A 26,251-nucleotide genomic window follows, 5' to 3' on the forward strand; every position below is an offset into this window, starting at 1 on the left:
CTGGCGTATTAAAACATGCTGAAGTAAAGACTCGTGCCTTTGCGGTTTTCAATTTTAACGAAGCCTTCTCATATAAATTAACGCATTCACAGCCTTACAAATCAAATTTTTACACCCACAGTATAATTTAACATCAATCTCTTCCTAAAAATTTTATTCTCAACGAAATAATTTTATTTTTGTTAGATGATGAAATCCGGATCACCATTTTTAGACACCATTTTTTTGCTCAGAAAGAATGAATGTATTACCCTTTTCTCAAGCTTGCAGGAGATTTCTGAAAAAGAGGAAATGGAAGCGGAAGAATATTTCGAAGCAGAATTTGAAAAAGAAAGGCTGGAATTTTTGTCTGACCGGATAACCTGTGATCCAAAAACAGCGGTCTGGGCAGCAAAGATTGTATATCATAGTGCCCAACTCTATCTGATCCGGGACAATACTGAAAAGAATCTTGAAAAACTTATTCCGGAATTTAAAGGAACAAGAGGAGTTACTTCCATCATATCCGCAGACTTATCCTTAAGGTTTTTACCTCAGATCATACTGGCTTTGAATGCAATAGATCCGGAAGATAGTTTAATTAAAATGCTGGAAGATATTCTGACAGTCTTTCATTATTCCGGAGTCGGGTATGATCTTGATTTAAAATATGTAAATTGGGAAAAAGAACTGGAAGATAAAACATACCGGAAGTTATATCTGGAAAGAATCGTTGAAAAAAAAGATTACAAACTGGCGGAAATCCCGTTCATTAATAAATTGCTTATTGCAGAATTCGGAATGCATAAAGAAGCATTCTGGAGAGAATTAAAAATAACAACTGAAGACCACCAATGACTCAGAATATCATTAAACTTAATGCAGCCCTTAGCTACGTAAAAGATACTTTCGTAGGTAAAAATGATGTAGTAGACCTGCTGGGAATCTGTCTTTTGGCAAGAGAAAATGCTTTTTTATACGGACCACCGGGAACTGCAAAATCGGCTATTGTAAGAACCCTGTCAAAGACCATTAAAGACGGTAAAAACTTTGAATATTTATTGACCCGTTTCACCGAGCCCAATGAAATTTTCGGTCCTTTCGATATCCGGAAACTTAAAGAAGGAGAGCTTTTAACCAATACGGAAGGAATGATGCCCGAAGCTTCTCTGGTGTTTCTGGATGAAATCTTTAACGCCAATTCTGCCATTCTGAACTCACTTCTGATGGCTCTTAATGAGAAAATTTTTAAAAGAGGAAAAGAAACAAAACATCTGCCGGCATTAATGTTCGTAGGAGCAAGTAACGTTCTTCCCGAAGATGAAGCATTGAACGCTTTGTTTGACCGTTTTCTGATTAGAATCAATGTAGACTATGTGAATCCCGAGCTTCTGCAGCAGGTACTTTTAGCCGGAAGAAAGCTGGAAAATGAAGAACCAACCGAAGTTCCGGAAATTCATGCCAATGAGATTAAAGAGCTTCAGACTATATGCAAAACAATTGATCTCAGACCAATTTACGAAGTCTATCTCAATACGATTATGAACCTGAGAAACACGGGAATCAGTATCTCAGACCGTAGAGCGGTGAAACTGCAGAATTTAATTGCTGCAAGTGCATTGATCTGTGGAAGAAATGAAGCCGTTCTCTCTGACCTTTGGGTGTTGAAGCATATCTGGGATACCGAAGAACAAATTGAAATTCTGGAAGGAATCATCAACAGGACTATAGAAAAAGATGACCATCCTCAATCCCATCCACAGGCCATGCAAAACAAAACACCCAATCCTGAGGAAGTAATGAAAGATGTAAAGATTCTCGCGGATAAATGGAACGAAGGGACGCTGAGTTTTGAGGAACAAAATGTAATTAAAGATAAATTGAGATACCTTCAGACCCGTTGCGACTGGATCAGAAACCCGGAACAGAAACAATATATTCAGCAGGAAATTGAAAATTTATGGCAGAAAATCCTTCAAAGCATATAAAAGAATTCTGGGCCGAAATTCCTCGTACTGATGAAGAATTTTTGGGCTCAATAAGAGATTGGAAAAATATCCTCCTTGCGGTGGATGAGGATACTCTTTGGCTTAAAGGATTTACAGATGAGCAGACTGAGGCTCCGGAGATGCATCAGTTGCCCGGTTTTTTACTGTACGAGCTTCGCAATGGGCTCTTATTCAGGAAAGGCGCATTGGTTCCCAGTAAAAAAATGAGAACAGCATTGCTGTGGACGCCGATAGACAAGGCATTGCAGCTGACTTTCCCTGCTTCCAATCAAAACTATTTCGGAATCAGTGAAAAGATCACGGTTAATATAAAACAAAGTGCAGAAGAACAACCGGTAATTGCATTGCTAAGCAGCATTACCGGAATTAAAGAAAATATGGCTGCAGTACCGGGGTTCAAATTTGAAAACATACAATGGGCCGTTGTTGGTGATAAAGCTTTGTTTATAGGGACACCATTATTAAGCTTCCCGGGAAAAGCATACTGGACGAAAGACGGACATCTCCTGCCCGCCGGCTTTGATTTTGAATTTAAGAATCTGAGCCTATTCTTGCAGCAGAAATTTAACAAAGAATCAGACGGATGGCTTTTATGGAGTGAGGAAGGAGAATTTCTTTCAATAAAGAATACTGATCTCCGTCCATTGTCCTTAAGCTCTTTCCGCCTTACGGAAAAATCAAAAGAATGGAACTAAAGACGTATTTTCAAGCCTACGAAAATTACTTCTGGGAATGGAAAACCGATGAAGACGTTCCCGGAGATTCCGGATACCATGAGAATAACCTCCTCTCCATACCGGGAGTAGGAGCTATTGCCTACAGACCCTATGTGATGGAGGTCCTGAAGGAGCTTCAGCCACAGGGATGGCCTCCGTTTGGTGCACTGCTGATGGTTTTATATGCAACGCAGGAAGGGTATACGGACTTTGTCGGTCCCCTGAGGAAAACTTCTGATTTATATACCATTGGAAATTTTGAGTTTAATGCTGAAAAAGAAATTGAATTTCTTGAAAAAATAAAACAGCTTCCCCCGGTCTATAAACAAAAGCAAAACAGGATTATCCTGTTGCAGACGCTTTTTAAAAATGTGCACAACAGACTATCTTCGGTCAATGCTGAAAATTATTTGAGAATTTATTATAAAAGACCACAGGAACTGGCTGTTTGTGCGGAAAAGCAACATGCCGGCCCCACTATACTAAACAGAGACCTGAATGCGTTGGATCTTAACGAAAAATTTCCTACAGTTCAATCTATTATCGATGCGATGAAAGGTCTTGTTGATGAACCTGAACTGAACGATGAGCTGATACAGGAAGAAACAACAGCAAATCCAGACCAGGATTTTATCAGGGAACTGACAGAAGAGCCTAAAACATTTCAGGTAGGAAGTCTTATCAAGAGAATCTGGAGCGGACTTAAAATTCCCATGCGTCACCTTTCTCCGGGAGAACAGCCCATTGGTGGAATTTCGGATATGACTAACAAAGGCGATTTTAACAGGATGCTGCTCTCCGAGTTTGCCAATGAAGATGAGGTATTCATAAATCGTGTGGCTAATAATGAGGCCCTTTATATCCAAAGGGAAATCCCGCCGGAAGAGAACCTATTTGAAAGAATTATTCTGATTGATACGTCCCTTAGGAACTGGGGTATACCGAAAGTGTTGGCTTTCGCCTCTGCTATAGCAGTTATTAAACACCCAAAAGCCCATTCTGAATGTAAAGTATTTGCATTGGGACAAGCAGCCCTTCCGGTTTCTCTCAACAGGGTACAAGAAGTTATTGAAAATCTCAACCAGGTGAGTCCCGTGCTTGAGGTTTCCGAAGCTCTGGAAAAATTTTTTAATGAAGACCATCCTGAAAAAGATCTGGAAATCTTCTTTATCACCCATCAGGAAAATATTGTTGATGAGAAGGTTCAAAAAGTCATTCATCAGAACCGGGACCGGCTTAAATTTCTGGTAACCACCACATCAGATGGGGAAATTAATTTCTACAAACATCATAAAGGAGCAAGAAAACATATCCAGAAAATCAAATTACCCCTTCAGGAATTATGGGCAAATCCGCCGAAACAAAAGCTGAAGCCGGAGATTTATAACGGAAAGAAAACAGATCTTCCCCAAAACTATCCGATTTTGTTCCCGGTTCCCGTTAATAAAATAGACCAGTTTCTGTACGAAGGAGAGTTTTTTATTTTGAGTTCAAAAAAACAGCTGCTAAAAACCTATCTCTCAGATAATTATTACGACCGGCATTCTTACGATTATTATAAAACCTATCATGGATGTGAAGTGTTATTTGAAGAGATCTCAATAAAGCCAAAAGGACGGTTTGCCCTGGCAAAAAACAGGCAGCAGCATTTTATCGTGTGCCAGTATCAGCCTGATAAGAAACTCATTTCAAAACTGAACATCAATACAAAAGAGTATTTTGAACAAAATGTTACAGGACTGAATATTCCGGCTTCTTATGATTTGATTTATTTTGGAAAAAGCTTTTATCTGCATGACCCCGAAAATCCTATATTGTACAAAATTAATATAGAAGGAAACATCGCTGTAGAAACAATAGCCGATAAAGATCCGGAAATTGAAAAAAATAATGCCAAGGCTGAAGCGGAAGTAGCCAAACTGCATAAAAGTGGGCTGAAGATAATCAATAATTTTAATAAAATCGGGATTAATGAAAATCATAACCTGGTCATTTCCGGAAACGAATTGAGCAATATATATGAAAATGCCCTTAATTTTTACAAAAACAGAGCCGGGATGAAAATCTTTGCAGAACAGAACAAAAATAAATTTACCTTCCCTGATGGAAGCGAAATTATTACAGATTCAAGGGGAATGCTGACATTCAGGAGTAGTAACAAAAGCATAGAAGAATTTTATATCCCTTCTACAGCCTATGGATTCCTTTGCTTGTCTACTTCCACAGAATTTGGCGGTTCAGAATATTATCTTCCTGAACATACCTTATTGAAAGTGAAAACCATGGATGAGATGTATTCACGGTTTTTAAAAGCATTTATCGGGCAGATTTTGGATTATGGAGCTTAGAATACAACCTTTTCCTAAAAATAATTATCCTAAAAAAGCGCTTTTGATTAAAGGCTCTTCACCCCTTGTATGGCTTCAGGAAATGGAAACCCTTGGAATTGATTTACACCAGGTAAAATCATACGCTGTTCCTGCCAATATCCCCAATGTACTCTATGGATGCTTTCTTATTTTTAATGATCATGCACCGCAGGAAATAGGGCGGAATGCTTATTTTCAATGTATAGACAACCGGCTTTTCATTCCTGAAAATACAATATTTTATCCTAAAATTAATGCCGAAGATTGGTATCAGCTTGATGTACCTTTTCTGGTCATGCATCCTGAATTTGGATTGGTGAAATTATCTGAGCAGATAGATTGGCTATCACTTATCAAAGATCCCGGAAACATCAATGAAACAGTAAGAAAACCATTGAACGGAGTCAGGATCCCCAGAAAGATAGAAAGCTATACAGTTGAAATGGATGATGAGAAAATTCTGGAAGCACTACAGAAGAGGCAGACCGAAGAAGAATGGATGAAAAACCTGCCGTTTGACCTGAAAAAAGTAATGGCAGGGAATAAAAAAGAAATTGAGAAATATTTAAAATATATTGAAAAATATCCTGAGAGGGCGATTGAACTGGGCGTTCCGCTGGATATTATGGGGACATCAAGAGGAGATGGATTTGGCAAATTTACCTGGTTAGAGGGACTGTTTGGGAAAAATCCTGACGGCAAACCGGAGAGCAAAGAATCCAGGAATTTCCGCAGGGTTTTCTGGGCTGTGATTGTAGTGGCTATTCTTTTAAGAATTGTATTACCATCAGAAAAAAATAAACCTGTAGAAGAAACGGGAGCCTCTTCTGGTACTATTGTAGATAATGCTGTGAAAGCCCCGTCAGATATGATCGCTTTTCAATCCGGAATCTCTGAAATTGACCAGAAAATAGACTCAATGTATTTTGATAGGCGAAAAGCTTTATCCAATGAACTTCTGAAGGCGGGAATGGTGGAAGCCAGAGATAGCAATGAAAAAGAAAAATATAAGAAATCCGGAGGCCGGAGTGTGAATGAGATAGGTCGTGATATTGAAAAACTCAGCAGCAAAGAACAGCAAACCCGCGATTCTCTTAAAACAATTTATACCAAAAGAATTAAAAAGCATGTTGAAGGAAAAACAGAAAGTTTAAAACGAAGAATCTCCGATTCCCTGAAGCAATATACCAAAGGAAAACCTGTCAACGGGGAAGTGGTAAAATATCTTTTAAAGAAGAAAAAGGCTCTTATGGAGGATTCTTTGGGAAGACTTTATGGAACAATAGATTTTTCTGACCTTTCCCGGTCACAGGCCAGAAACTCAAAAGTGAAAGGAATTGATGCAGGAAATGGGCTGCAGGAAAAAGAGGCTCCTCTATCAGATGTTCTATACCTTGTTATACTTATGATAGCCGGAGTGGGACTTTATTCTTTTATTTTTAAACGAAAACCCCTTAATCTGGGAGGTGATAATGTTCCGGTCTGGATAAAACTGCTTTTGACCGGGATCCTTGTAGCTATGCTGGTATATTTATTTTATCCGCTGGTAAAAATGTTTGGCTACAATTGGTTTGTGTGGGTGCTTGTTATTAGTGTCATGCTGCTTCTATACCGCCTGTTCAGGGAAGATAAAACTATTTTAAATTCCGAAGATGATGAATAAACAGAAATTTATAGACAAATTCATGGCAGCCTTTGTATTGCTGGCTATGTTTAAAATCATCGGGATTGTTGCACAGCTTTTTCATGAGAGTTTCTGGAGTGTTGTAGGCACATTGGTCCTTTTCTTAATCATTGCTTTCATTATTCTTATGGTGATTGCTTCTTTAAAAGATAAAGAACAAAACGAACGGAATGCGAAAAGAAAGGCTGCTTCAGGAGGGAATTTTTATCTTGAAACTTCTTTATTTGACAGAATCCGGAGCAAATATGAAGAACTTGCCGAAAAATATATTGCTGAAAAGGATTATAAAAAAGCGGCCAGGGTATATATAAACCTGTTACAGGATTATTACAGGGGAGCAAAAACACTTGAAGAAGGAGGATTTTATAATGAAGCTGCTGTCATTTATCTTAAAAAACTTAAAAATAAATCTGATGCTGCGGTCTGTTATGAAAAAGCCAAACAATATAAAAAAGCTATAGAACTCTATAAAGAAATGGAACAAAAAGAAAAGGTGGGAGATCTCTATAAAGAAATCAATGACCTTACTAATGCCCATACCTATTATCAGATGGTGGCCAACGATTATATCAGCAATTACCAGATGGTGAAGGCTTCCCTGGTTTACCGTAAAAAAATGGAGAAAGCGGATGAAGCCCAGAAGGTATTACTTAAGGGATGGCAGGAAGATAGAGATGCATTTAATTGTCTGAACAACTACTTCGCCAACATCTTTGAAATTGAAAAGCTGGAAGCTGAAATCCGTAATTTGTACAAAGAAACGCCTTCATATAAAAAAAATGATCTATCTGGATGCAATGAAATATGAATTTAAAAGAGATCCGAAACTACAATCAACTACCCGCAGCATTGCCTATGAAATCATTGCAGAAAAAGTAGGGACGCGTTCAGAAATTGTAAATGAACTCAAACATTTTAACCCCGATGATGAGGTAATCCTGAAAGATATTTCCAGGTTTAAAACCAGCCGGAATAAAATGTTTAGAAATTAAAATGGCAACATAAACATAACAAAATAACAACGGTTAAAAAGCAAGAAACTATTTTCCATACCGGTTCCAGACATCAATATATTACCCTGTCCCGTGAAAACTGTTAATTAATCACAAAAAAAGATTTATATTTGCGCCAGAAAATTATGACAATACAAAGAGCACATATCAATGCAGAGCTATGCGAAAGCCCTTCAACAAAGGGATTATTCGGGTATGATGAACTGATATGGAATGAGGTGAAATGTGCTGACTTTGGAAATTATTTACTGTAAACTTGTAAAAATTAATCAAAATGCTGCAAAAAACGCCTCGAAAAATCGAGGCGTTTTTTGTTTTTTAGGGCAGAAATTATTTAGAATGAAAAAAAATAACCATAAACATGAAAAATTTTTAATAAACAATGAAACTTTAATACAATAAAATAGAGTGATAAGCAACCCGATGAGAGACAGTCATTTAGGTATTTGAAACATCTGCAATATATTGCGGACGGTAATCTCTTATTTTAAAAATAGCTTTTAAAGTATTGATTATCAAATACTTATGTTTAAAATTTATTTGCATATTCCAAAAATTCATATTTACTTTGCAACCGAAAATTGAAAGCAACAGTTTTCAGGACTTCAAAAAATAATTTAAAAACAAACAAAAATAAAATGAAACAATTACATCACATATTCAATCAATATTCAAGACTATCCGGACAGAAGCCGGCAGGGAGTCTGTGTATTTTTGATCGTGAAATTGTGGATAAAAGGTGCTTATATACGTGGGTCAGCTAATGATCTCTTACGTTAATTAATAATAAAGCGCCTCCCGAAAAGAGGCGTTTTTTTTTATGGTATTTCTAGCTTATCTGGTAAAGCATCGGTCTGTGGAACCGAAGAACAGGGTTCGATCCCCGGAGATACCCAATATATAAAAATCTCATAGCTCAAGAGGTTAGAGCACCGGTCTTTTAAACCGGGGGTTGAAAGTTCGAATCTTTCTGGGATTACAATCGGTTCCATAGCTCAACCGGATAGAGCATGGGTTTTCTAAACCCAGGGTTAGGGGCTCAAGTCCTCTCGGAATTACAAAAGGTCTATTGAGGTAATGGCTAACCTGCCCGACTGTCTCTTGGGCACTGCGGGTTCGATTCTCGCATAGACCGCAAAGGTTCACGGAAAATTTCGATTCCGGCTGTCTCCCGGAAAAGAAACTGGAAGTGAACCTGAACCTGGAAAGATAACGGTGGTTGTTTACCCGCCTTGGACGCGGGAGGTCGCAAGTTCGAATCTTGCTTTCCAGACAGAAGATTTCGTAGCTCAATGATAGAGTACCGGGCTGTTAAACGGGAAGTTGAAAGCTCGGATCTTTTCGGAATCGCAGATAAAATGTTAATTGTTAAGAAGAAAAAGAAAAAGTTTGCCGGGAGCAGAAGATCTTTACGCCAAACACAGAAATACAGGCAAACTTTTCTTTCTCCCAGGCAGGTTAAAGAAGAACACAACCTGATGGTTCGCCGAAGCAGAAGAGTCGGGACGGTCTGCAAAACCGTTGCGTAAGCTGAGTGGGTTTGAATCCCATAACCATCTCCACAATAGAGATTGATACCGGAAATAGGATCACTCTGATAAATATCCTTTATGAAAGAAAAAGTCTGTCGAGCGCAGAAGATCTTTAGTTAAACAAATAAGACAGGCCTTTTTCTTTTTAAAACTGGAAATGAGAAAACCAACTCAATGGTTTTCATTAAAAAAAAAACGGAAGTATACCGAAGTTGAGGAATCGGGGCAAACCCAAGGAACGAATTGAATTCCTTAAAATGAAAAGATACGGGATTAAAAATCTGTGCTGGCAGCTGAGCACGTTCGAATCCTGCTACTTCCACCCAACCACTGATAATGTAATGGCAGCATGCAGGAAATGTACTCTTGTCGTTCAGGTTCGATTCCTGGTCAGTGGGTATATTGCTCTATTCGTCTAATGGTGAGGACGCCTGCATTTCGGGCAGAAAATAAGGGTTCGATTCCCTTATAGAGTACGGATGTGAATGAACCGGTCAGCTTTGAATTAAATAATACCATGAAAGTTCAGATTGAGAATGGCCGGTTACCATTTACAAAATAAGAAAAGAGAAAAGTTTGTCAAGCGCAGAAGATCTTTACAAATACTGGCAGACATCGTTTATAATAGTATAGGCAAACTTTCTCCGATCTTGACTTCTTCAGTGATGAGCACATATAATCATACAAACGGGAAATTACACTTCCTGTGGCTCATCATTTAAAACAATCTGCGGGAATGGTGGAATGGCAGACACACTTGATTTAGGATCAGGCTTTTGGGGGTTCAAGTCCCTCTTTCCGTACTAAAATGTATAAAACCCCGGAAGAGTGGTGTAGCAGGTCTGCACGTTAGTCTGAAAAACTAAAGGTATAGGTTCGATTCCTGTCTGTTCCGCAAAACAGAGATAATAAGTAATGGGGTAATCGCCCATCATTGATCATCTGTCAATTATAATTTGATTCATAGTGTAATGGGAAGCACACAAGACTTTGGCTCTTGTAGTTTAGGTTCGGATCCTAATGAATCAACAATAGAAATTAGAAATGGGAAGCCGGAAACAACTACTGGCAGATCATTTATCACCCATCATTTATCAATTATCAATTAAAGTATGTAGAAAAAATGGAAACGCAACAACAAACATGGCAGAATATGAACGGAAAAATTTTCCATCATTCTATCACCCAGCTGGTAGAAGAAGCCATCATCCGCGAGCAGGCCAACGGACATCGCCTGAAAGTGTGTGTAGGATCAGATTCTCACGTATATGGAGATGCCATCAATTATGCTACGGCAGTAGTATTCATTCGTGAGGGAAAAGGAGCGTTTACCTTTATCAGAAAAGAAAGAGAGATACAGAATATCAGTATTAAAGAGCGAATGTTGAATGAGGTAAACAAATCTGTGGAAATTGCCTATGCGATTTGCTCTGTGCTGGATGCCTATGGAGTAGAAATGGAGGTCCACGCAGATATTAATACTGACCCGGATTTTAAATCCAATGTAGCTTTGAAAGATGCAATGGGTTATATCTTGGGTATGGGATACGTGTTCAAAGCAAAGCCTTATGCCTTCGCAAGCTCTAACTGTGCTGATATGATGGTTTAATCTAAAAATATAAAATAATAACCTTTAAAAGAAATAGTATGAGACGTGAAGTATTGCAAAGATTCCTTACGAACACTGATGAAACCGGAAGATTCATTGTAAAATCTTCCGTAACGGGAATCACTTATTTCGTAGAACCCCTTTACCAGGGAAAAACAGCGATCTGGGGAGATCTCAATCCTGCCACTAAACAGCTGGAAGGAAATTACGGAAGTAAAAACACCGGTGCTGTGAAAGAAAGAGATTCTTTATTGAAAGAGGAAAATGGATTTGCCAATATTGGTTACTTCAAAGGAAGTCCCTTCGGGGAAATTGACAGACGAGATAAAGAACATGAGTTGAAAATGAAAGAACAGGCTCTTTCCAATTAAATATCAATAGTCAGGTACGACTGTGCCAGATGATTGGTAAAATATTGTATGGATAATCACTTAGACTTACCACAATTTTACTGTCATTCCATGAATCCTGTGGGAAAGGAAAATATAATGAGCCTTTTAAAAAACTTTAAACAATTGTAATAGACATCATGTATTTGTCCGGAAAATAATTATTAAAAGTAAAGAAATGATTTTTAAAACATATAACTCTATAGAAAACGCTTATCAGACCAGGGTGATTGATCAGATCAAACTGCAAGGGTTTGGGGATGAGATTTTCATTGTACAGGAAAAAGTTCACGGAGCCAATTTCTCTTTCTTTACCAATGGAAAGGAAATTAAGATTGCCAAAAGAACTGCCTTCATTACAAAAGAATGAAAAATTTTTCAATGCCCATCAGATATTGGAGCGCTACAGGAAAAATGTGCTTGAAGTCTTCGGTAAAGTGAAAGCTATATATCCGGACGCTGAAACAGTCGTAATCTACGGTGAATTATTCGGTGGAGGTTACAAGCATAAGGAAGTAGATCCGGTGGAAGGGGCAATAAGAGTACAGAAAGGAATTGAATATGCTCCCTACAACGAATTTTATGCTTTCGACATTAAGTTGAATGGAATCACTTATCTGGATACGGAGATCATCAATCCTATTTTTGAGGAAACCGGATTTTTCTATGCAAAAACCCTGTTTCAGGGTACTCTGGAAGAAGCTTTGAGATATCCCAATGTCTTCAATTCCAAGATTCCGGTCTGGCTGGGACTGCCTGAAATGAATAATATGTGCGAAGGGACTATTATCAAAACTTTGAAAACCAGATATTTTGGAAACGGTGCAAGAGTTATTCTGAAAAATAAGAATGAAAAATGGATCGAAAAATCCAAAATGGTTAAAAAGCAAGAAAGAATCACTCAGAAACAAGTTCAGTTTAGCGGAGCTGCTCAACAAATCTGGGAGGAAATCCAAAGATATGTGACTGTAAACCGGCTGAATAATGTTGTGAGTAAAACCGGTGAATTTGCACCTGAAATGATAGGAAAGATAACAGGTCTTTTTGCCAAGGATATTCTGGAAGATTTTGAAAAAGATTTTCCGGCCGTGCTTACAACCATTGAAAAAGAAGAACAGAAAAGGATCAATAAGAAATTAAATTCTTTAGTAATTAATTGTATAAAAGAAGAGTTGACAACTCTCAAAGACTAGTTTCGGCAAATACTGCCGAAACTTTTTATAATAAAATAACGAAACTGCAAAAGAAGATCAAACTTAAGTTTGGGAAATCTTTTAATGTATTCCAGACGCTCCATTACGGAAAAAACGGAATTCACGGTGGTAAATAAAAAAACAAAAAAAAGTGAAAACAACAGAAAATATATTAATCGTAGACCTTGAAGCAACGTGTTGGGAAAACAGGCCGCCCAGAGGTCAGGAAAGTGAGATCATAGAAATAGGAGTTTGTATTATGAATGCAAAAACCGGGAGAGTCTCTAAAAATGAAGAAATTTTAATAAAACCACAATTTTCAAAAGTAAGTCCGTTCTGTACGGAACTCACAACTCTTACCCAAAATATGCTGGATAATGAAGGAGTTCTGCTGGATGATGCATTCGATATTCTCAGGGCAGAATACGATTCGGAAGAGCTGACATGGGCCAGCTATGGAAATTATGACCTGAATATGCTTGAAAGCCAGGCCCGGAGATTTTACGTGGATTATCCTATGAGTGATGATCATATCAATGTAAAAACCTTATTCGGACAGTTACATCCTGCCATAAGGAAAAGCGTAGGAATGAACAGGGCTCTGGGAGAACTGGGCTTGACTTTAGAAGGTACCCATCACAGAGGTGTGGATGATGCCAGGAATATTGCAAAAATTCTGCATTGGTGTCTGAATAACTGTTAAAATAAGGCTTCATCAACAATACTTAATATAACTCTCTTGGAAAAGGGAGTTTTTATTATGAATATGGAATTGACTTCTTTATATAATTTTTTTTGATTCCATATAATTTCTTGTAATGGTAATTACTGTATTATTGTATAAATCTACAATATGAGAATTATAAATAGTCTACAAAATTAGTGGTGATAAAGCTTTTAATACTTAATTTTTTGTTAAAAAACTCACTTTTAAGGGATAATTTATTAACTGTCAGTCAATTTTTGTTATTTTAGCTGACAAGAACCAAAGTAATTGATCAATAAAGAGTTTAAGACCTGTATTTAAACGATAAAATCAAAGAGGTTTCTTTTTTGAGTTGTCTCTGGCAAAAATGACTGCTTTTACTAATGTAGAGGAGAACAAAATAACCTGAAAAAATTATTCACCAAATTAAAAAACAAATGAAAGAAAGGCTTTATGAGATCTTTAATGAGGAAAAAACACATGAGATAATCCCTTTTTTGAAGCAGCTTACTGCTGAAGAAAGAAAAGCACTAGTCCCTACAATAAAAAAGCTGGACCGTGAGATCAGCAGGATTGTGATGACAAAGAAGTCTTATCACACTGTCGGTTCTGCAGAACAACACTCCATTATTGACATTGCTTCATTTGTATGCATGGACCAAAAAAATTTCGGTAAAAAGTACTGGAATGTTTTTCGCGATGTAAACCGGACAGAGCAAATTTTGGAATGGGGGTGCCCAAGTTGGTTTTCAGATTTTATCAATGAATCTGTAGAAACAGAATTGCTGGCTTTTAACTATCGGGATATTTTAGGGTGGACGGAAAAAGGCTATGTACAGCCATCTCCCCGGCTATTGGGACATCATTTGAGCAACTATCCCTCAGAGCTGGAGAAGCATCCTGAAACATTGCAGACTCATTTCTGGTACCTATGCGAGTATCCTTCAAGATCACTGCCTTTTTATAAAGAATGGCTTCCGTTGATTCAAAAGCTTGTAAGAGAACAAAAAGTCAGCAGAAAAAGGTTTCTTAAAGAGTGCCTTCTGGCTTCTAACCGGAATTTTAACAAAAATGTAACCAACTGGTTTATGGATGCATTTGTTGCATTAAAACCGGCCGATGAAGAAATAATAGAACTTCAGGATGAGTTATTGGCGGGTTTAACCTCTGTTCAGTCAAAAGCCATAAATACAATACTCATCTACCTAAAGAAAATAGTACATGATCCTGCTTTCAGGAGCGATGAATTTACGCACTACCTGCCCAATCTTTTGAGTTCAGAGATTAAAACTATAGTGGTTTCAACCCTGGGTTTAATAGAAAAGATATTGCAGAAGAAAAAGTTTGATCAGGAAATATTAGGAGTAGCATTAAGTACAGCCTTTGTAAACAAAGATGACGGGATTCAGTCAAAAGCAGCCAAAATGATTCTGAAATATGTTCCCGCTTCTGAAAATGTGAAAGAGGCAATCTCCCTATATTCGGATAATATACTGACTAATATACGGCCTCTTTTAGCAAAATATATTGAAGAAAAACAACACAAACTGGAAGATATAGCCATTGAAAAACCTGCTCTGATCAAGGCTGAAAATAAGGTGAAAGAACCTGGGAATTTTGAGGATTTAATGTTTTTTCTTCCTTTAGCGATAGAAAACCCGGAAACCTGTCATTATGATATTGCTCTGGCGGGACTCATCCGTTTTTCTGAGGATGCAGATGCTGAATCAGTGCAATTAATAGAACCTGTATTTCAAAAAGCCTGTAAAACTATTGCAAAATGGGAAGTTCCCTATTTTAATGTACTCTTATGCAATCTGATTATTAATTATGGCTTGAATTTGCAGAAACGGTTTCCGGCTCAATTGAAAAATCTTGGAAAAATATATCAGAAAACTACTGAGGAAGAAGCTGTAAGAGAAACCTATCTGAACTATCATAAAAAAATAGGTCCGATAGAAAAAATAGGGGTAGAAAATCCTGCCATGAAAGGATGTAAGGAAATTGCCGTTACTGTCTATCGTAAAATGCAATCCGGAGATACAACTCCTTTGTTGTCAACTGTGACGCATGCCCCGTGCTGGATTGCTCCTGAAACTCTTGTGGAAAGATTTGAAATCTACCAGAATAAACAGATAGAACCCAATCATCTGGATGTTCAGCTGGCATTGCAGCGTTGTGCACTGGATGATCCTTCTGAAGCGATACAGCTGGCGGAAAAAAAAATTAAAAGGAGAGTATAAAGCGCTTATATTTTTCTTGTTAGGGAAAAATACCAGACCAGAAGGCAATATTGAGCATCCTGCCTGGTGGATAACAGCCGGAATTACACGTTCACCGGAAACGGATTTTAAAGAATTCAATGGTTTGGGGTATGATCATATCCCTAAAGAATTTTTTTCAGGAATTTATCAGTGGAAAACCATTGACAGTAAAAAAAATTCATACTATCCCGTTGAACTTAGTATAACAATTCCCAAATACCACCTTGAAAAAGGAAAAGATAAATTATTCCTGGAATACTTTGTTGCTGAGCAGAAAAGTTTTCCTGAAGTTCCTGTTTTTATGTGGAGTTTTCCCAATACACCGGCTAATGTTCTGGCCAAAATTATAAAAACATGTTTATTCTACTCCGGAATTGCAGAAGTGTACGAAAGGAGCATGGTACTGAAAACAATACAGGCTCTTTATCAGATCAAAAAGCCTCTGGATGAAATGGGCTATCTTTTTTTAGCAACAGTTTTTCTGGATAGTGACAAAACCATCCGGGGTATCGCTGCTGAAATCTGGCTGGAACATGTATCCCATCAAATGATGGATAATACAATATTAGGAACAATTATCGGGCAGCACGAAAATCCGGAATGGGCTCCTGTTAAAAGGTTGACAGATCTGATACAGCACCATATCCTTAACGTCAGCAAAAATCATAATCTGGCATTAGAAGAATTAATATCTACCATAATACTTCAGATGGAAAATCCTGTGACCAATCTGAAAAGGTTACTGGAGATTTACCATGAAGTATTGGCTTTAAACCAGTCGAAAACCTGTGAAAAAATAAAAGAAAAACTCAGCAACTGGAAAGAAAATTCAAGCCTGAAAAAAATATGCACTCTTCTTCTAAAGAAATAAATTATGGAAGATACGCTTACTTACAGTTACGCAGGATCATCATCTCTGTTAAAAAGAGGAGCCCTGGAGGAACTGTTCCTCTCCAAATACAGTGAGGTCCAAAAAAATACAGGTGCCCCTTGTTTTTTCTGGGGAAGTGTAAGTCAGCCTTTTATTTTGGCCAGATGCCTTATTACACTCTCTAATATTGTGAAAGCCGGTTTTAACCTTCCCCCGTTTCAGATGGCGCTTATTAAAGATCCGATTGTTACTGTGGGAGATGAAAGATTACGCTTTGAAGGGTTTTCACATTGTGCAGGAGTATATGCACGGATAGATGTGTTACCGGGCGGATTAGATGGCGCGTTTTTTAGAAAACGGGACTATTAACGTAGATTTTAACCAATCTATGATTACGGCTTTGGGGAGTATCCGTCCCTACGAAAAAATTATACTTTCCATAGGAGAAAAAGAAGTCGGGTTATATACTGAAAAAAAGAAAATCATAGAACGAAAGGTCCCTTTGCCTGAAAAATGGATTAAAGGCCTGGGAACAGTACAGGTTTATCTATCCGAATCGGAAGAACTGTATACATTCAATAAAATACAGGCGCAGCAGCTGTTCAGGGGAATGCCGAAAGGAGTGGTGAAATGTGATTATTTTCTGATAGTAAGAGGAAATAAGCCCACATTTTCTCCCGTACAATCAGCGGACGGTGTTTGTATCGGAGGCCTTCACAGGCTTCGTCTGCTGGAATCTCTGCTACCATATACAGACTATATGAAAGTTTTTGGCCATCCTAAGAGACAATCTGTAACGTGGCAGTTGTACATGGGAAATATTACATTCAGTTTTTCTCTGTCAAGGGAGATCTGGCGTGGATTTTCCAGCGAAGGTGCCGTATTGGAGGGGCTTATTAATGATGTGCCTGATGAGTGGATTGATGCGCTGGATAAATATGCATATGCCAACCAGTCTTTCAATAAAATAATGATGGCTGTGGAAGGGAATATCAATATAGAAAAGGCTGAAAATCTTACTGCAAGACTGGCAGCGATGGGACTTCTGGGATATGATGTAGACACCCGGGAGTTTTTCTATCGCAGGCTCCCTTTTTAAATTGAGCCGGGTTTTGGAACTGAATCCCCGTATGAAAAATGCAGAAAAACTGATTGAAGAAGGAAAAGTAGAAATTGTAAGCATAAAAAATGAAAGAATAGAAGCCAGGGTAGAAGGTACTGATGTGCAGCATACAATTATTCTAGAAGAAGGAAAGGAACGTTGCACCTGTGAGTGGTTCATCAAATATCAGGGTGAGAGAGGGCCTTGTAAGCATGTTCTGGCAGTGAAGAAACTTGCCGGTAATTGAATGAAAACTTTTTCGAAGTCTAAACTTTACCTGCTGGCATACCTGGAAGATCAAGGAGAAGCTTTCTTATGATCTGATTTTTGCCTACATCAATAGATGCTGGCTTTAGCCCGCATAACTTTAGCCCAAACCTAAAAAGTCATAATTATTTTTATGCATAAATACATTAATCACGATCTGTTAAATCCGGGAATTGACTAACAATATTTCTTACGATATGCCTGGCTGTATCAATAGGCCCGGACTTCAAAAAGAAACCTATTATTTACCGGCTTTCTTTGTTGCAATTTCAAGCTCATCCTCAAACATACTTTTCCATTTGGAAAGTGTGGTTCTGCTGATTTTATATTTTTTGGACATGTAACTGGTAGAATAGCCATGCTTCTTTTGGTATTGGAGAAGTTTAAGCATGGTTTTCTTATCGTAGGTTTTGAGCTTTTGATTTTCTTTAGACTGTTTGAAAAGTTTCTCATTGAATTTAAGAACATCTTCGCTGGTGTGAAGCCGCTCAAGAAGCTCTCTGATTTTTGGATCCTTTAATTTTTCAGGATATTCAAGCCTGAGCATATCCTGGTAAATTTTTTTTATAATTAGGACGCATGTACTGTTTGTTTATCCGTTTGTATTATCACCTTTCTGAAGCCATCTGTGGAGAGTGCTTTTAGGAATAGAATATTCTTTAATCACTTCACTTTGGGTCATTTCACCGGACAAGATTCTTTTCATAATAAAATCTTTGATTTCCTGGGTATAAATGTTTTTTCTGAAATAAGGAATTTTTTCAGATTTCTGTTGATTTTTGTTGACTGCAGCAGGCGGAGCATATAAAATGAGATGCGAGCTGTAAAGCCTGAAAAAGTCATATTCCAATAATTTGCTCCATCTTAGAAGAAGATCAGAATCTATAGATTTACTGTTGTACATGGTTTCGACAGTCTCTTCATCTTTGCCTAAAAACTTACATATCCTCTCCATTGTTATTTCATTTTCATCAACCTTCTCCTTAATAAATTTTCCAATGTGGATTTCTTTATATAACATTTCTTATTGAATATAATTTCTTATTTAAACTCCTTCACATAACACCAGAATAGAGACTATATACCATTGACGGGAAATAATAAGGGCTGTACTGAAATGAAACGATAAGCACCCTGAAATATTCAATCAGGTCATGTGGGACTAAAAAAATGTTTAAGAAAAATATAAGATCTTAAAAAAAGTATTCATTGCCACTTAATTTACCGTAGGATATAATTTCCTTGTTTTCACTTGGTTCATTAATTCTCCATCTGCTCCAGCCTTCTTTTTCTACCATTTGTGTAAAGTATATATGCCTACTAAAACTTTTTCATGCAATTCTATTTTATTCTAATGACGGTTGCTATTGGTATTTTGATGGCCAGTTGTCTATATGATTTACAGGATAAAAATAACAGATAATCCGTCTAATGACTTTCAAATTTAAACAAAAATTAGAATTCAGGATGCTGATAAATATAAAAAAATGACTTTATGAGCAAACTTTAATTAAAATTAACATATTATATAAACTAAACTGTGAATTATTGTAATAGGGACGGAAATTCTTAAAAGCGTAAAAGAAAATTGTATACCATTGAGCAAGTATATACCTTTGCCATCAATGAAAAATACTATAAGCTTATTCGATTTTTCGAAAAAAATAAATTATAAAAATGAATTGCTCGCAGGCTTTACCGTAGCTATGACCATGATTCCGGAATCACTTTCGTTTGCGATTCTGGCTGGGCTGTCACCACTTACAGGACTTTACGCAGCCGGATTGATGGGGTTGGTGACTGCTATACTGGGTGGCCGGCCGGGAATGGTGTCCGGAGGAGCCGGAGCCACCATTGTCGTACTGATAGCCCTTATACAATCGCATGGTGTGGAATACCTTTTTGCTACCGTTGCCCTTGCAGGAATTATTCAAATACTCGTGGGAATCTTTAAATTGGGAAAATTTGTGAGACTCATTCCGCAGCCGGTAATGTATGGGTTTCTGAATGGTCTCGCCATTATTATTTTTTTAGCACAGATCGAACAGTTTAAAATAACCGGTAGTAACGGTGAGGCTGGCTGGCTTCAGGGAACGCCTCTCTATATAATGGCAGGACTTACTGCCTTAACTATTGCCGTAGTGTATTTCTTTCCGAAACTCACAAAAGCAATTCCGGCTTCCTTGGCTGCTATTATTGTTGTTTTTGCAGTGGTGTTAGGATTTAATATCCATACAAAAACGGTGGCAGATATTGCACATATCAGTGGAGATCTTCCGGTTTTTCATATTCCACAGGTTCCTTTTTCCCTGGAAACATTGCGGATTATTTTTCCATATGCATTAATTATGGCTGGCGTAGGCCTTATAGAATCTCTTCTGACATTATCAATGGTCGATGAAATTACCAATTCCAAAGGCAATGCAAATAAAGAATCCGTTGCGCAGGGAATTGCTAACATGACCAATGGTTTTTTTGGCGGAATGGGGGGCTGTGCCATGGTTGCCCAAACGCTTGTTAATCTCAATGCCGGTTCAAGAGCCAGGTTATCCGGCATTATTGCAGCCGTTATGATTCTGTCGATCATTCTTTTTGGAGCTCCTGTTATTGAAAAAATTCCTATGGCCGCTTTGGTAGGGGTTATGATGATGGTGGCAATAAGTACCTTTCAATGGGTTTCTATCAGAATTGTGAAAAAAATGCCTAAATCAGATATATTCGTTGGAATAACCGTTGCTTTAATTACGGTAGTTCTTCATAATCTTGCCCTGGCCGTTTTAGTGGGAGTGATCATATCAGCACTGGTATTTGCCTGGGATAATGCCAAAAGAATCCGTGCCAGAAAACATATGGATGTAAACGGTATCAAGCACTATGAGATATATGGCCCTTTATTTTTCGGTTCTGTAACCGCATTTATAGAAAAGTTTGATCCCGCGGAAGACCCTGATGAAGTAGTGGTGGATTTCAAAGAAAGCCGTATTGTTGATATGAGTGCTATAGACGCTTTAGATAAAATCTCAAAACGCTATAAACAAAACGGGAAAACATTATACCTTCGCCATCTGAGTGAAGACTGCCGCAAAATGTTGAAAAATGCGGAAGCTATCATTGAAGTGAATATTCAGGAAGATCCTACGTATAAAGTGATGCCGGAAAAATAGAATGTGTGGAACCTGTTTGAAGAACCAGGAACATTAAACATATACTCTCAAAAGTAAATTTGTTTTTAAACAGATCATCATTCTATAGCTTTTCTGAAAACTCTATAATATTGTAATGTAAAATAAAAACGTCCTATTCACAACACTATTTTCTTTATTATTTTCACATTTTTCAATTGATTTTATTTCAGTAATGAGTAACAACTACTAACCAGCAACTTTAAAACATAAGTAAAAATAACCGCAATTAGTAATTTTTATTTTACCTTCCCTCAAATCATAAAATATCTTAAAACAGGGAAGTATAGTGATACATTTATGATAAAAATTTTATCTTTGGAAAGAATAGAAAATTAAACACTTGTTGATGATTGAAAATTTTTAAATCTTTTTCAAGGAGCTAAATAAAACTTTTAACTTAAAACTATTGAAAACAGATATCAACATTCAAAACCACTGTCATTTTTCTTTTGATCTGTGGCTTACTTTAATCAAATCTCACCCTGAATTTAAAACAAAAAGAGTTGAGCTGTTCTCCTCATTTTTCAATGTAGACAAACCTATTGAAGAGGTTGCAAAGACCGTAAAATATTATGATGACCTTTGTAATTCTATCAATGAGATAACAGGCGGGAATATAGATACTTTTGAGATTTACCTGATGATCCTTGGTTCGCTGAATGTAGATATTGCATCTGTGAATAAAGAAAAACTCAATGAATTTTATTTGAAAAGTGAAGAATTATTTTTAGAATACAAACCAGTTGTTATTTTTGAAAATATTCATGATTTTTTTGAGAATATCAAAAATCAGGGAAAGACCATTAATATTCTGAGCAATACAGGATTTATCAAAGGAAAGACCATGCGGAAGTTCCTGATTCATGAAAACCTGGATCAGTACATAGATTTCCACATTTATTCAGATGAAATCAATTGTTCCAAACCGAATCCACTTATTTTTCAGGAAGTGAAAAATAAGATCAGGGATCAGGATCTGCCATTGCATCAGATTCTTCATATCGGTGATAATCCAGTAGCAGATTATCAGGGAGCAAGAAGCTTCGGTTTCAGTGCCCATTTGCTTAAACACTAATATAACATGAATAAGAGATACAGCTTACACCACATTCATTCAGCGGATGAGTTCACTTTCTCACCGGCAGAATACAGCTATTTCAAATATGGCGATAAGTCGTATGCAGAAAAATTTGCAAAAGAATTATTTGACGGATTTATTTCCGGGTATAATGCACTTCTGGACACGGATAAAGAAATTGTGGTTCTCCCCAGCCCTTATATGGCGATTCCTACAGCATCCAATTTTTTTTATGCTTCTTTTTTTAAAAAGCATTTTGGACTTTTATCTGTTTCAAAAAGGAAGGAAGTCAAGTATCATTTCTAAAATTAACCGCAACCATACTTATATTACCGATTATGGCAACCTTAGTTTTGAAGATCGCAAAAATCTGATTGCCAATGATACTTATTACATAGATAAAGATTTTTTTAAGAGGAAAAACTTTGTATTTTTTATAGACGATATAAAAAATTACAGGAAGTCATGAATATACAGTAACCAGGATTTTAGATCAATATAATGTGGACGCTGATTTTATGTTTCTGTATTATGCGGAGCTTATGAATCTTGATATTGATCCCAAAATTGAAAATTATTTTAATTATTATGCAGTGAAAAATATACAACACATTGCAGAAGTAATGGGAAAGCCCAGTTTTGAATTTAATACGAGAATCGTCAAATATATTTTAGGGCTGGATTCAAGTAATTTTGATTATCTTACGTCTAAAGTAAAAAGAGAACAGATGGACCTGCTTCTGGAGCTGGCCATCAGTAACAATTATCATTTAATAAAAGAATACGAAAACAACATCAATACTTTAATACAAACGGAATTATATTATGGCTATTAACTTACAAAAAGGACAAAGAGAAAATATCAACGCCCCTAAATTTACTGTAGGTTTGGGATGGGATATCAATAATACTTCTACAGGAACAGCATTTGACCTTGATGCTTCTTTATTTTTATTGGGTGACGACAAAAAATTAATTTCAGATAATCATTTTATTTTTTTATAATAATCTGGAGTCTCCGGATAAATCTGTTATCCACACAGGAGATAATCTTACAGGAGAAGGATCAGGGGATGATGAGCAGATCAAAATAGACCTTACTAAAATAGATGCTGCCATTAAAGAAATTACAGTGGTAGTAACAATCCACGAAGCAGAATCCAGAAAGCAAAATTTTGGGCAGGTAAGAAATTCTTTTATCAGAATTTTTAATACAGATACGAATGAAGAGATCTTAAAATATGAATTAGACGAAGATTTCTCAATCGAAACTGCAGTAGAATTCGGAAGAATCTACAACAGAAACGGAGAATGGAAATTTGAGGCCGTAGGAGCAGGACAGCGGGACGGCCTTGAAAAATTTGTATCAATTTATCAAAAGTAATTATGGACAATCAGGAAAATCAGCCGATAGATCCGCTAGGATCGATAGAACCTCTTAAAACCTTTGAACCCACTCCAATGGTTCCGCCTACGCCAGCCCAGCCCGCTCAAAATGCAGCACCAGGGGTTCTGGTAGACAGGGAAGGAAATGTAAATCTTACTCAATTAAAGTCAGAGGAACGTCAGAAATATGAAGTTCTTGCCAACTCTATTGACGAGGCTAATCCCGGATCTATTGTAAACTTTGGTGCAGAGCTTCAGAAAACATTAACGAATCAGAGTGACAGCTTCTTAGGAAATGTAAGAAGATCAAACTCAGGAGAAGTGGGGGGCCTTATCAATGATCTTTTAGTAGAGCTTAATTATGTAGACGTAGATGAGCTTAACGGAAACAAGGTAAAAAGTTTCCTGAGTAAGCTGCCGTTTATGAAAAAAGTGATGACGCAGGTAGAAAATCTGTTTGCAAAATATGATAAAATCATCAATAATATTGAGCAGATTTCTTATAAAGTAAATGCGGGAATTATTACTTCTACAAAAGATAATGCCGTTCTGCAGACCATTTTTGAAAGTAATGTAAACTCTATCAAGCAGATCGAAGACCTGGTGATTGCCGGAAATATAAGAATGGAAAGAGCAGCTGCCGAGCTTGCGCATATGGAAGCCAATCCTCAGAATTTCCAGGATTATCAGATTGCAGACAAGAGGGATTTCATCGCAAGATTAGACAGAAGAATGGCCGATCTTAAAGTAGTGCGTGTCATCATGATGCAGTCGCTTCCACAGATCAGATTGGTGCAGAATAATAACGTTTCTATCGCTGAAAAGGCGCAGACCATTCTTACAACCACACTGCCGGTGTGGAAAAATCAGCTCTCCCTTGCCGTTGCAATGTACAGACAGCAGCAGAATATTGAAATTCAACAGAAAGTTTCATCCACTACGGAAGAAATTTTAAGAAAAAAATGCAGAACGTCTTGGGCAAAATTCGGTGAATGTAGCCAGAGCCAATGAGCAGACCATCGTTTCTGTAGAAACATTGAGAGAAACCACTTCAATGCTGATCAATACCCTGAATGAGGTGAAACAGATCCAAAAGCAGGGAGCAGACAGCAGAAGAAAGCTGGATCAGGATCTTCAGACATTGGAACATGAACTAAAAGCTAATGTAAGAGGTTAATTTATAGGATATCAAGGTGGGGGATGATGCAGCAACCATATTATCGCAAAGTAGAAGAAGGTTAACAAAACTTAAGCTTCTGGCGAATTTTTTTGAACATATCGATATAATATCCATTTTCATCAAAACCGATATTATTCACAATATGTTCCAGGAAAATACGGCTTTGGATTATAATAAGCTTGAACTTTTCCACCTTCAGTATACCGACAGCCTGATAGAGCTTCTGACCAAAATCAAAAGGCAGAAGGAAAATGATATGCTGGCTGTTATCAACGAAATTGATATCAATAAAAAATATATCTCAGGTTTTGAAGAAAGAAAAATAGATAGTTTTCAGACAGACCGGAAAATGTATAGCGGTATATTTTCCCAGCATCTGAAAAAGCTTTATAAAGACCTTACAGAAGCTATTTTTACCGTCAATTGGGATAATGTGCTCTATTTTCATAAAAAATATGCACAGGAATTTTACAGATCGGCGGTTGACGAATCTTTACTGACCTCCGGTTCCTTTCCTGCGTATCAGTACAAAGATTACTCCATTGAACGGAAATTATTGGGAAGGCTCAATATACATGGCTTTAAAGTTCGGTTTATTTGCGGATACATTATCGGTACCCATGAATATGAGCTTTTTAAGATCTTCCAGTCTGATGATTATTTTGTTTTTAGTATAGATGAGAAAAAAATTATATCTTTTTTGATAAAGATCTGAATAAACTCGATATTTCTGAAAACCAATCAAATCAAAGTGCCATCATCCATCAGCTGAAGCAAAAGAATGAGCTTCTTGAAAATAGTATGAATGAAAGAAAACGTACTTTACCGGCTGAAGTAGAAGAGGTCTTAAAAGATTATCTGAGAAATCTTGAAAATATAGATATCATGAGCAAAATATTTGATTTTGATGAAGAAACGAATATCCTGCGGGCAATGCTTAATTTGAACTTGAATAATAACTAAAAAAGCAGAAGGGTAAAAACAATAAAATCGCAAATTTGTCTTTTAACCCTTTGCTATAAAAGTAAATAACAACTAAACATAAAAAAATGGCTATCAACTTACAAAAAGGTCAGAGAATAAACCTTAAAAAAGAAAACGGAGCTGAGCTTTCCCAGGCTTGCGTAGGAATCAACTGGGGAGCTATTGAAAAAAAAGGATTTTTCGGAACTAAAAAAGAAGCAGTAGACTTAGACGGAAGCTGTATTTTATATGATTCAAATAAAAACGTTACCGAAGTAATTTACTTTGGAAATCTGAAATCTAAAAACGGATCCGTAAGACATAGTGGTGATGATCTTACCGGAGATGTAGACGGGGATGATGGGTTGGATAACGAAGTTATTACAGTGAATTTTAGTCAACTGGAACCTAATATTGAATATGTTGCTATGGTGCTGAACAGCTACAGAGGTCAGGATTTTGGAACCATTCCTTTTGCTTCCATTCGTATTTATGAAGGAACACCTACTCAGGTAAAAGAGGTTTTTGCAAAATACGATATTGCTAATGATGTCTCTTTCAAGGGACACGTTGCTATGGTAATGGGAGTGTTTTATAAAAGAAACGGAGAATGGAAATTCAACGCCATCGGGGATCCTACAGCAGACCGCAAGCTGGAGCAAACCATCCAGACCGTGAAGACGAATTATTTATAATCAATAATCAATTAAAGATCAATAAGAACAGCAATATTTGTACCTTGTACACTTATTGCTT

Annotated in this window: 28 protein-coding genes, 11 tRNA genes and 2 pseudogenes; 39 read left to right on the forward strand and 2 right to left on the reverse strand. The window is 37.1% G+C overall.

Annotation, left to right across the window (positions count from 1 at the left end; all coding sequences use genetic code 11):
• The first annotated feature begins 186 nt into the window (after positions 1–186).
• The 29 genes from HX13_RS17015 (at position 187) to HX13_RS24690 (ending at position 17,683) form a co-directional block, all read left to right on the forward strand.
• Positions 187–837 (forward strand): hypothetical protein, encoded by a 651-nt coding sequence (locus tag HX13_RS17015; RefSeq protein ID WP_228377595.1) that lies wholly within the window; start codon positions 187–189, stop codon positions 835–837.
• On the forward strand, positions 834–1,967 hold the full coding sequence (locus HX13_RS17020) for an AAA family ATPase (RefSeq protein WP_050022077.1): 1,134 nt from the start codon (positions 834–836) through the stop codon (positions 1,965–1,967). Before HX13_RS17015 ends, HX13_RS17020 begins: the two co-directional genes overlap by 4 nt.
• Complete coding sequence (locus HX13_RS17025; RefSeq protein WP_050022078.1) at positions 1,940–2,683, forward strand: hypothetical protein; 744 nt, start codon at positions 1,940–1,942, stop codon at positions 2,681–2,683. Before HX13_RS17020 ends, HX13_RS17025 begins: the two co-directional genes overlap by 28 nt.
• The gene (locus tag HX13_RS17030) at positions 2,674–5,052 is read left to right on the forward strand and encodes a hypothetical protein (RefSeq protein ID WP_050022079.1); all 2,379 of its coding nucleotides are present in this window, start codon (positions 2,674–2,676) and stop codon (positions 5,050–5,052) included. The genes HX13_RS17025 and HX13_RS17030 overlap by 10 nt, the downstream gene beginning before the upstream one ends.
• Positions 5,042–6,736 carry a hypothetical protein gene (locus tag HX13_RS17035; RefSeq protein ID WP_050022080.1) on the forward strand — a complete coding sequence of 565 codons (1,695 nt, stop codon included), beginning with the start codon at positions 5,042–5,044 and terminating at the stop codon, positions 6,734–6,736. Before HX13_RS17030 ends, HX13_RS17035 begins: the two co-directional genes overlap by 11 nt.
• Positions 6,726–7,565: a soluble NSF attachment family protein gene (locus HX13_RS17040; RefSeq protein WP_238555448.1), complete on the forward strand. Its 840-nt coding sequence runs from the start codon at positions 6,726–6,728 to the stop codon at positions 7,563–7,565. Before HX13_RS17035 ends, HX13_RS17040 begins: the two co-directional genes overlap by 11 nt.
• Positions 7,537–7,749, forward strand: a complete 213-nt coding sequence (locus tag HX13_RS24675) for a hypothetical protein (protein WP_050022082.1) — start codon at positions 7,537–7,539, stop codon at positions 7,747–7,749. The genes HX13_RS17040 and HX13_RS24675 overlap by 29 nt, the downstream gene beginning before the upstream one ends.
• Before the next feature lie 146 nt (positions 7,750–7,895).
• A complete protein-coding gene (locus tag HX13_RS17050; RefSeq protein ID WP_050022083.1) occupies positions 7,896–8,024 on the forward strand; it encodes a hypothetical protein in 129 nt (42 codons plus the stop codon).
• 568 nt (positions 8,025–8,592) lie between these two features.
• Positions 8,593–8,665, forward strand: a tRNA-His gene (locus HX13_RS17055).
• 10 nt (positions 8,666–8,675) lie between these two features.
• Positions 8,676–8,749, forward strand: a tRNA-Lys gene (locus HX13_RS17060).
• Positions 8,750–8,754: 5 nt separating this feature from the next.
• Positions 8,755–8,828, forward strand: a tRNA-Arg gene (locus HX13_RS17065).
• A 5-nt stretch (positions 8,829–8,833) separates the two neighbouring features.
• Positions 8,834–8,905 (forward strand) — tRNA-Asp (locus tag HX13_RS22610).
• Positions 8,906–8,971: 66 nt separating this feature from the next.
• A tRNA-Pro gene (locus HX13_RS22615) sits at positions 8,972–9,043 on the forward strand.
• Between the two features lie 5 nt (positions 9,044–9,048).
• Positions 9,049–9,120, forward strand: a tRNA-Asn gene (locus HX13_RS17070).
• 127 nt (positions 9,121–9,247) lie between these two features.
• Positions 9,248–9,332: transfer RNA gene (locus HX13_RS22620), tRNA-Cys, on the forward strand.
• Positions 9,333–9,499: 167 nt separating this feature from the next.
• A tRNA-Phe gene (locus tag HX13_RS22625) sits at positions 9,500–9,624 on the forward strand.
• An 82-nt stretch (positions 9,625–9,706) separates the two neighbouring features.
• Positions 9,707–9,778: transfer RNA gene (locus HX13_RS17075), tRNA-Glu, on the forward strand.
• Between the two features lie 254 nt (positions 9,779–10,032).
• A tRNA-Leu gene (locus HX13_RS17080) sits at positions 10,033–10,105 on the forward strand.
• 19 nt (positions 10,106–10,124) lie between these two features.
• Positions 10,125–10,197 (forward strand) — tRNA-Phe (locus HX13_RS17085).
• A 228-nt stretch (positions 10,198–10,425) separates the two neighbouring features.
• A complete protein-coding gene (locus tag HX13_RS17090; protein ID WP_050022084.1) occupies positions 10,426–10,911 on the forward strand; it encodes a ribonuclease H-like YkuK family protein in 486 nt (161 codons plus the stop codon).
• 38 nt (positions 10,912–10,949) lie between these two features.
• Positions 10,950–11,282 carry a hypothetical protein gene (locus tag HX13_RS17095; RefSeq protein ID WP_050022085.1) on the forward strand — a complete coding sequence of 111 codons (333 nt, stop codon included), beginning with the start codon at positions 10,950–10,952 and terminating at the stop codon, positions 11,280–11,282.
• Positions 11,283–11,478: 196 nt separating this feature from the next.
• On the forward strand, positions 11,479–11,670 hold the full coding sequence (locus tag HX13_RS22840) for a hypothetical protein (RefSeq protein WP_050022086.1): 192 nt from the start codon (positions 11,479–11,481) through the stop codon (positions 11,668–11,670).
• A complete protein-coding gene (locus tag HX13_RS17105) occupies positions 11,636–12,493 on the forward strand; it encodes an RNA ligase family protein (RefSeq protein ID WP_050022087.1) in 858 nt (285 codons plus the stop codon). The genes HX13_RS22840 and HX13_RS17105 overlap by 35 nt, the downstream gene beginning before the upstream one ends.
• 151 nt (positions 12,494–12,644) lie before the next feature.
• Entirely contained in the window at positions 12,645–13,196 is a 552-nt protein-coding gene (locus tag HX13_RS17110; protein ID WP_050022088.1) for a 3'-5' exonuclease, read from the forward strand.
• A 440-nt stretch (positions 13,197–13,636) separates the two neighbouring features.
• The gene (locus HX13_RS17115) at positions 13,637–15,442 is read left to right on the forward strand and encodes a DUF6493 family protein (protein ID WP_050022089.1); all 1,806 of its coding nucleotides are present in this window, start codon (positions 13,637–13,639) and stop codon (positions 15,440–15,442) included.
• A gap of 16 nt (positions 15,443–15,458) precedes the next feature.
• On the forward strand, positions 15,459–16,334 hold the full coding sequence (locus HX13_RS25680; RefSeq protein ID WP_128572475.1) for a DUF6493 family protein: 876 nt from the start codon (positions 15,459–15,461) through the stop codon (positions 16,332–16,334).
• A 3-nt stretch (positions 16,335–16,337) separates the two neighbouring features.
• Positions 16,338–16,703 (forward strand): hypothetical protein, encoded by a 366-nt coding sequence (locus tag HX13_RS24680; RefSeq protein WP_238555449.1) that lies wholly within the window; start codon positions 16,338–16,340, stop codon positions 16,701–16,703.
• Positions 16,672–17,433, forward strand: a complete 762-nt coding sequence (locus tag HX13_RS24685) for a hypothetical protein (protein WP_238555450.1) — start codon at positions 16,672–16,674, stop codon at positions 17,431–17,433. Before HX13_RS24680 ends, HX13_RS24685 begins: the two co-directional genes overlap by 32 nt.
• Before the next feature lie 31 nt (positions 17,434–17,464).
• Complete coding sequence (locus HX13_RS24690; RefSeq protein ID WP_238555451.1) at positions 17,465–17,683, forward strand: SWIM zinc finger domain-containing protein; 219 nt, start codon at positions 17,465–17,467, stop codon at positions 17,681–17,683.
• A gap of 261 nt (positions 17,684–17,944) precedes the next feature.
• Here the strand turns inward: HX13_RS24690 and HX13_RS17130 are convergent, their stop codons facing one another.
• On the reverse strand, positions 17,945–18,250 hold the full coding sequence (locus HX13_RS17130; protein ID WP_238555452.1) for a helix-turn-helix domain-containing protein: 306 nt from the start codon (positions 18,248–18,250) through the stop codon (positions 17,945–17,947).
• A gap of 45 nt (positions 18,251–18,295) precedes the next feature.
• A complete protein-coding gene (locus HX13_RS17135; protein WP_050022091.1) occupies positions 18,296–18,724 on the reverse strand; it encodes a helix-turn-helix domain-containing protein in 429 nt (142 codons plus the stop codon).
• Positions 18,725–19,328: 604 nt separating this feature from the next.
• Here HX13_RS17135 and HX13_RS17140 point away from each other — a divergent pair.
• From HX13_RS17140 to HX13_RS17170, 10 genes and pseudogenes are all read left to right on the forward strand, one after another.
• Positions 19,329–20,867, forward strand: coding sequence for a SulP family inorganic anion transporter (locus tag HX13_RS17140; protein ID WP_050022092.1), 1,539 nt, complete (start codon positions 19,329–19,331; stop codon positions 20,865–20,867).
• A 427-nt stretch (positions 20,868–21,294) separates the two neighbouring features.
• On the forward strand, positions 21,295–21,963 hold the full coding sequence (locus HX13_RS17145; RefSeq protein WP_050022093.1) for an HAD family hydrolase: 669 nt from the start codon (positions 21,295–21,297) through the stop codon (positions 21,961–21,963).
• A 6-nt stretch (positions 21,964–21,969) separates the two neighbouring features.
• Positions 21,970–22,272, forward strand: a complete 303-nt coding sequence (locus HX13_RS26115) for a phosphoribosyltransferase family protein (protein WP_316931346.1) — start codon at positions 21,970–21,972, stop codon at positions 22,270–22,272.
• Entirely contained in the window at positions 22,199–22,435 is a 237-nt protein-coding gene (locus HX13_RS26120; RefSeq protein WP_316931347.1) for a phosphoribosyltransferase family protein, read from the forward strand. Before HX13_RS26115 ends, HX13_RS26120 begins: the two co-directional genes overlap by 74 nt.
• A gap of 34 nt (positions 22,436–22,469) precedes the next feature.
• Entirely contained in the window at positions 22,470–22,802 is a 333-nt protein-coding gene (locus tag HX13_RS26125) for a phosphoribosyltransferase family protein (protein WP_316931348.1), read from the forward strand.
• Positions 22,792–23,350 (forward strand): annotated as a pseudogene (locus HX13_RS17155) (TerD family protein). The gene HX13_RS26125 and the pseudogene HX13_RS17155 overlap by 11 nt, the downstream one beginning before the upstream one ends.
• A gap of 2 nt (positions 23,351–23,352) precedes the next feature.
• Positions 23,353–24,529 (forward strand): annotated as a pseudogene (locus tag HX13_RS17160) (toxic anion resistance protein).
• A gap of 16 nt (positions 24,530–24,545) precedes the next feature.
• Positions 24,546–25,247, forward strand: a complete 702-nt coding sequence (locus tag HX13_RS17165; RefSeq protein ID WP_050022094.1) for a hypothetical protein — start codon at positions 24,546–24,548, stop codon at positions 25,245–25,247.
• Between the two features lie 86 nt (positions 25,248–25,333).
• A complete protein-coding gene (locus HX13_RS22630) occupies positions 25,334–25,495 on the forward strand; it encodes a hypothetical protein (protein WP_157837461.1) in 162 nt (53 codons plus the stop codon).
• An 86-nt stretch (positions 25,496–25,581) separates the two neighbouring features.
• Positions 25,582–26,190, forward strand: coding sequence for a TerD family protein (locus HX13_RS17170; protein ID WP_050022095.1), 609 nt, complete (start codon positions 25,582–25,584; stop codon positions 26,188–26,190).
• Positions 26,191–26,251: the final 61 nt, after the last annotated feature.

The sequence above is a fragment of the Chryseobacterium sp. P1-3 genome (assembly GCF_000738495.1).
GTDB classification, from domain to species: Bacteria; Bacteroidota; Bacteroidia; order Flavobacteriales; family Weeksellaceae; genus Chryseobacterium; species Chryseobacterium gallinarum.

Bases quoted from the DNA above. Each gene is read 5' to 3' on its own strand.
- HX13_RS17015 (WP_228377595.1), top strand. From the start codon at position 187: ATGATGAAATCCGGATCACCATTTTTAGACACCATTTTTTTGCTCAGA.
- HX13_RS17020 (WP_050022077.1), top strand. From the start codon at position 834: ATGACTCAGAATATCATTAAACTTAATGCAGCCCTTAGCTACGTAAAA.
- HX13_RS17025 (WP_050022078.1), top strand. From the start codon at position 1,940: ATGGCAGAAAATCCTTCAAAGCATATAAAAGAATTCTGGGCCGAAATT.
- HX13_RS17030 (WP_050022079.1), top strand. From the start codon at position 2,674: ATGGAACTAAAGACGTATTTTCAAGCCTACGAAAATTACTTCTGGGAA.
- HX13_RS17035 (WP_050022080.1), top strand. From the start codon at position 5,042: ATGGAGCTTAGAATACAACCTTTTCCTAAAAATAATTATCCTAAAAAA.
- HX13_RS17040 (WP_238555448.1), top strand. From the start codon at position 6,726: ATGATGAATAAACAGAAATTTATAGACAAATTCATGGCAGCCTTTGTA.
- HX13_RS24675 (WP_050022082.1), top strand. From the start codon at position 7,537: ATGATCTATCTGGATGCAATGAAATATGAATTTAAAAGAGATCCGAAA.
- HX13_RS17050 (WP_050022083.1), top strand. From the start codon at position 7,896: ATGACAATACAAAGAGCACATATCAATGCAGAGCTATGCGAAAGCCCT.
- HX13_RS17090 (WP_050022084.1), top strand. From the start codon at position 10,426: ATGGAAACGCAACAACAAACATGGCAGAATATGAACGGAAAAATTTTC.
- HX13_RS17095 (WP_050022085.1), top strand. From the start codon at position 10,950: ATGAGACGTGAAGTATTGCAAAGATTCCTTACGAACACTGATGAAACC.
- HX13_RS22840 (WP_050022086.1), top strand. From the start codon at position 11,479: ATGATTTTTAAAACATATAACTCTATAGAAAACGCTTATCAGACCAGG.
- HX13_RS17115 (WP_050022089.1), top strand. From the start codon at position 13,637: ATGAAAGAAAGGCTTTATGAGATCTTTAATGAGGAAAAAACACATGAG.
- HX13_RS24680 (WP_238555449.1), top strand. From the start codon at position 16,338: ATGGAAGATACGCTTACTTACAGTTACGCAGGATCATCATCTCTGTTA.
- HX13_RS24685 (WP_238555450.1), top strand. From the start codon at position 16,672: ATGGCGCGTTTTTTAGAAAACGGGACTATTAACGTAGATTTTAACCAA.
- HX13_RS24690 (WP_238555451.1), top strand. From the start codon at position 17,465: ATGAAAAATGCAGAAAAACTGATTGAAGAAGGAAAAGTAGAAATTGTA.
- HX13_RS17130 (WP_238555452.1), bottom strand. From the start codon at position 18,250: ATGCTCAGGCTTGAATATCCTGAAAAATTAAAGGATCCAAAAATCAGA.
- HX13_RS17135 (WP_050022091.1), bottom strand. From the start codon at position 18,724: ATGTTATATAAAGAAATCCACATTGGAAAATTTATTAAGGAGAAGGTT.
- HX13_RS17140 (WP_050022092.1), top strand. From the start codon at position 19,329: ATGAAAAATACTATAAGCTTATTCGATTTTTCGAAAAAAATAAATTAT.
- HX13_RS26115 (WP_316931346.1), top strand. From the start codon at position 21,970: ATGAATAAGAGATACAGCTTACACCACATTCATTCAGCGGATGAGTTC.
- HX13_RS26120 (WP_316931347.1), top strand. From the start codon at position 22,199: ATGCTTCTTTTTTTAAAAAGCATTTTGGACTTTTATCTGTTTCAAAAA.
- HX13_RS22630 (WP_157837461.1), top strand. From the start codon at position 25,334: ATGAATGAAAGAAAACGTACTTTACCGGCTGAAGTAGAAGAGGTCTTA.
- HX13_RS17170 (WP_050022095.1), top strand. From the start codon at position 25,582: ATGGCTATCAACTTACAAAAAGGTCAGAGAATAAACCTTAAAAAAGAA.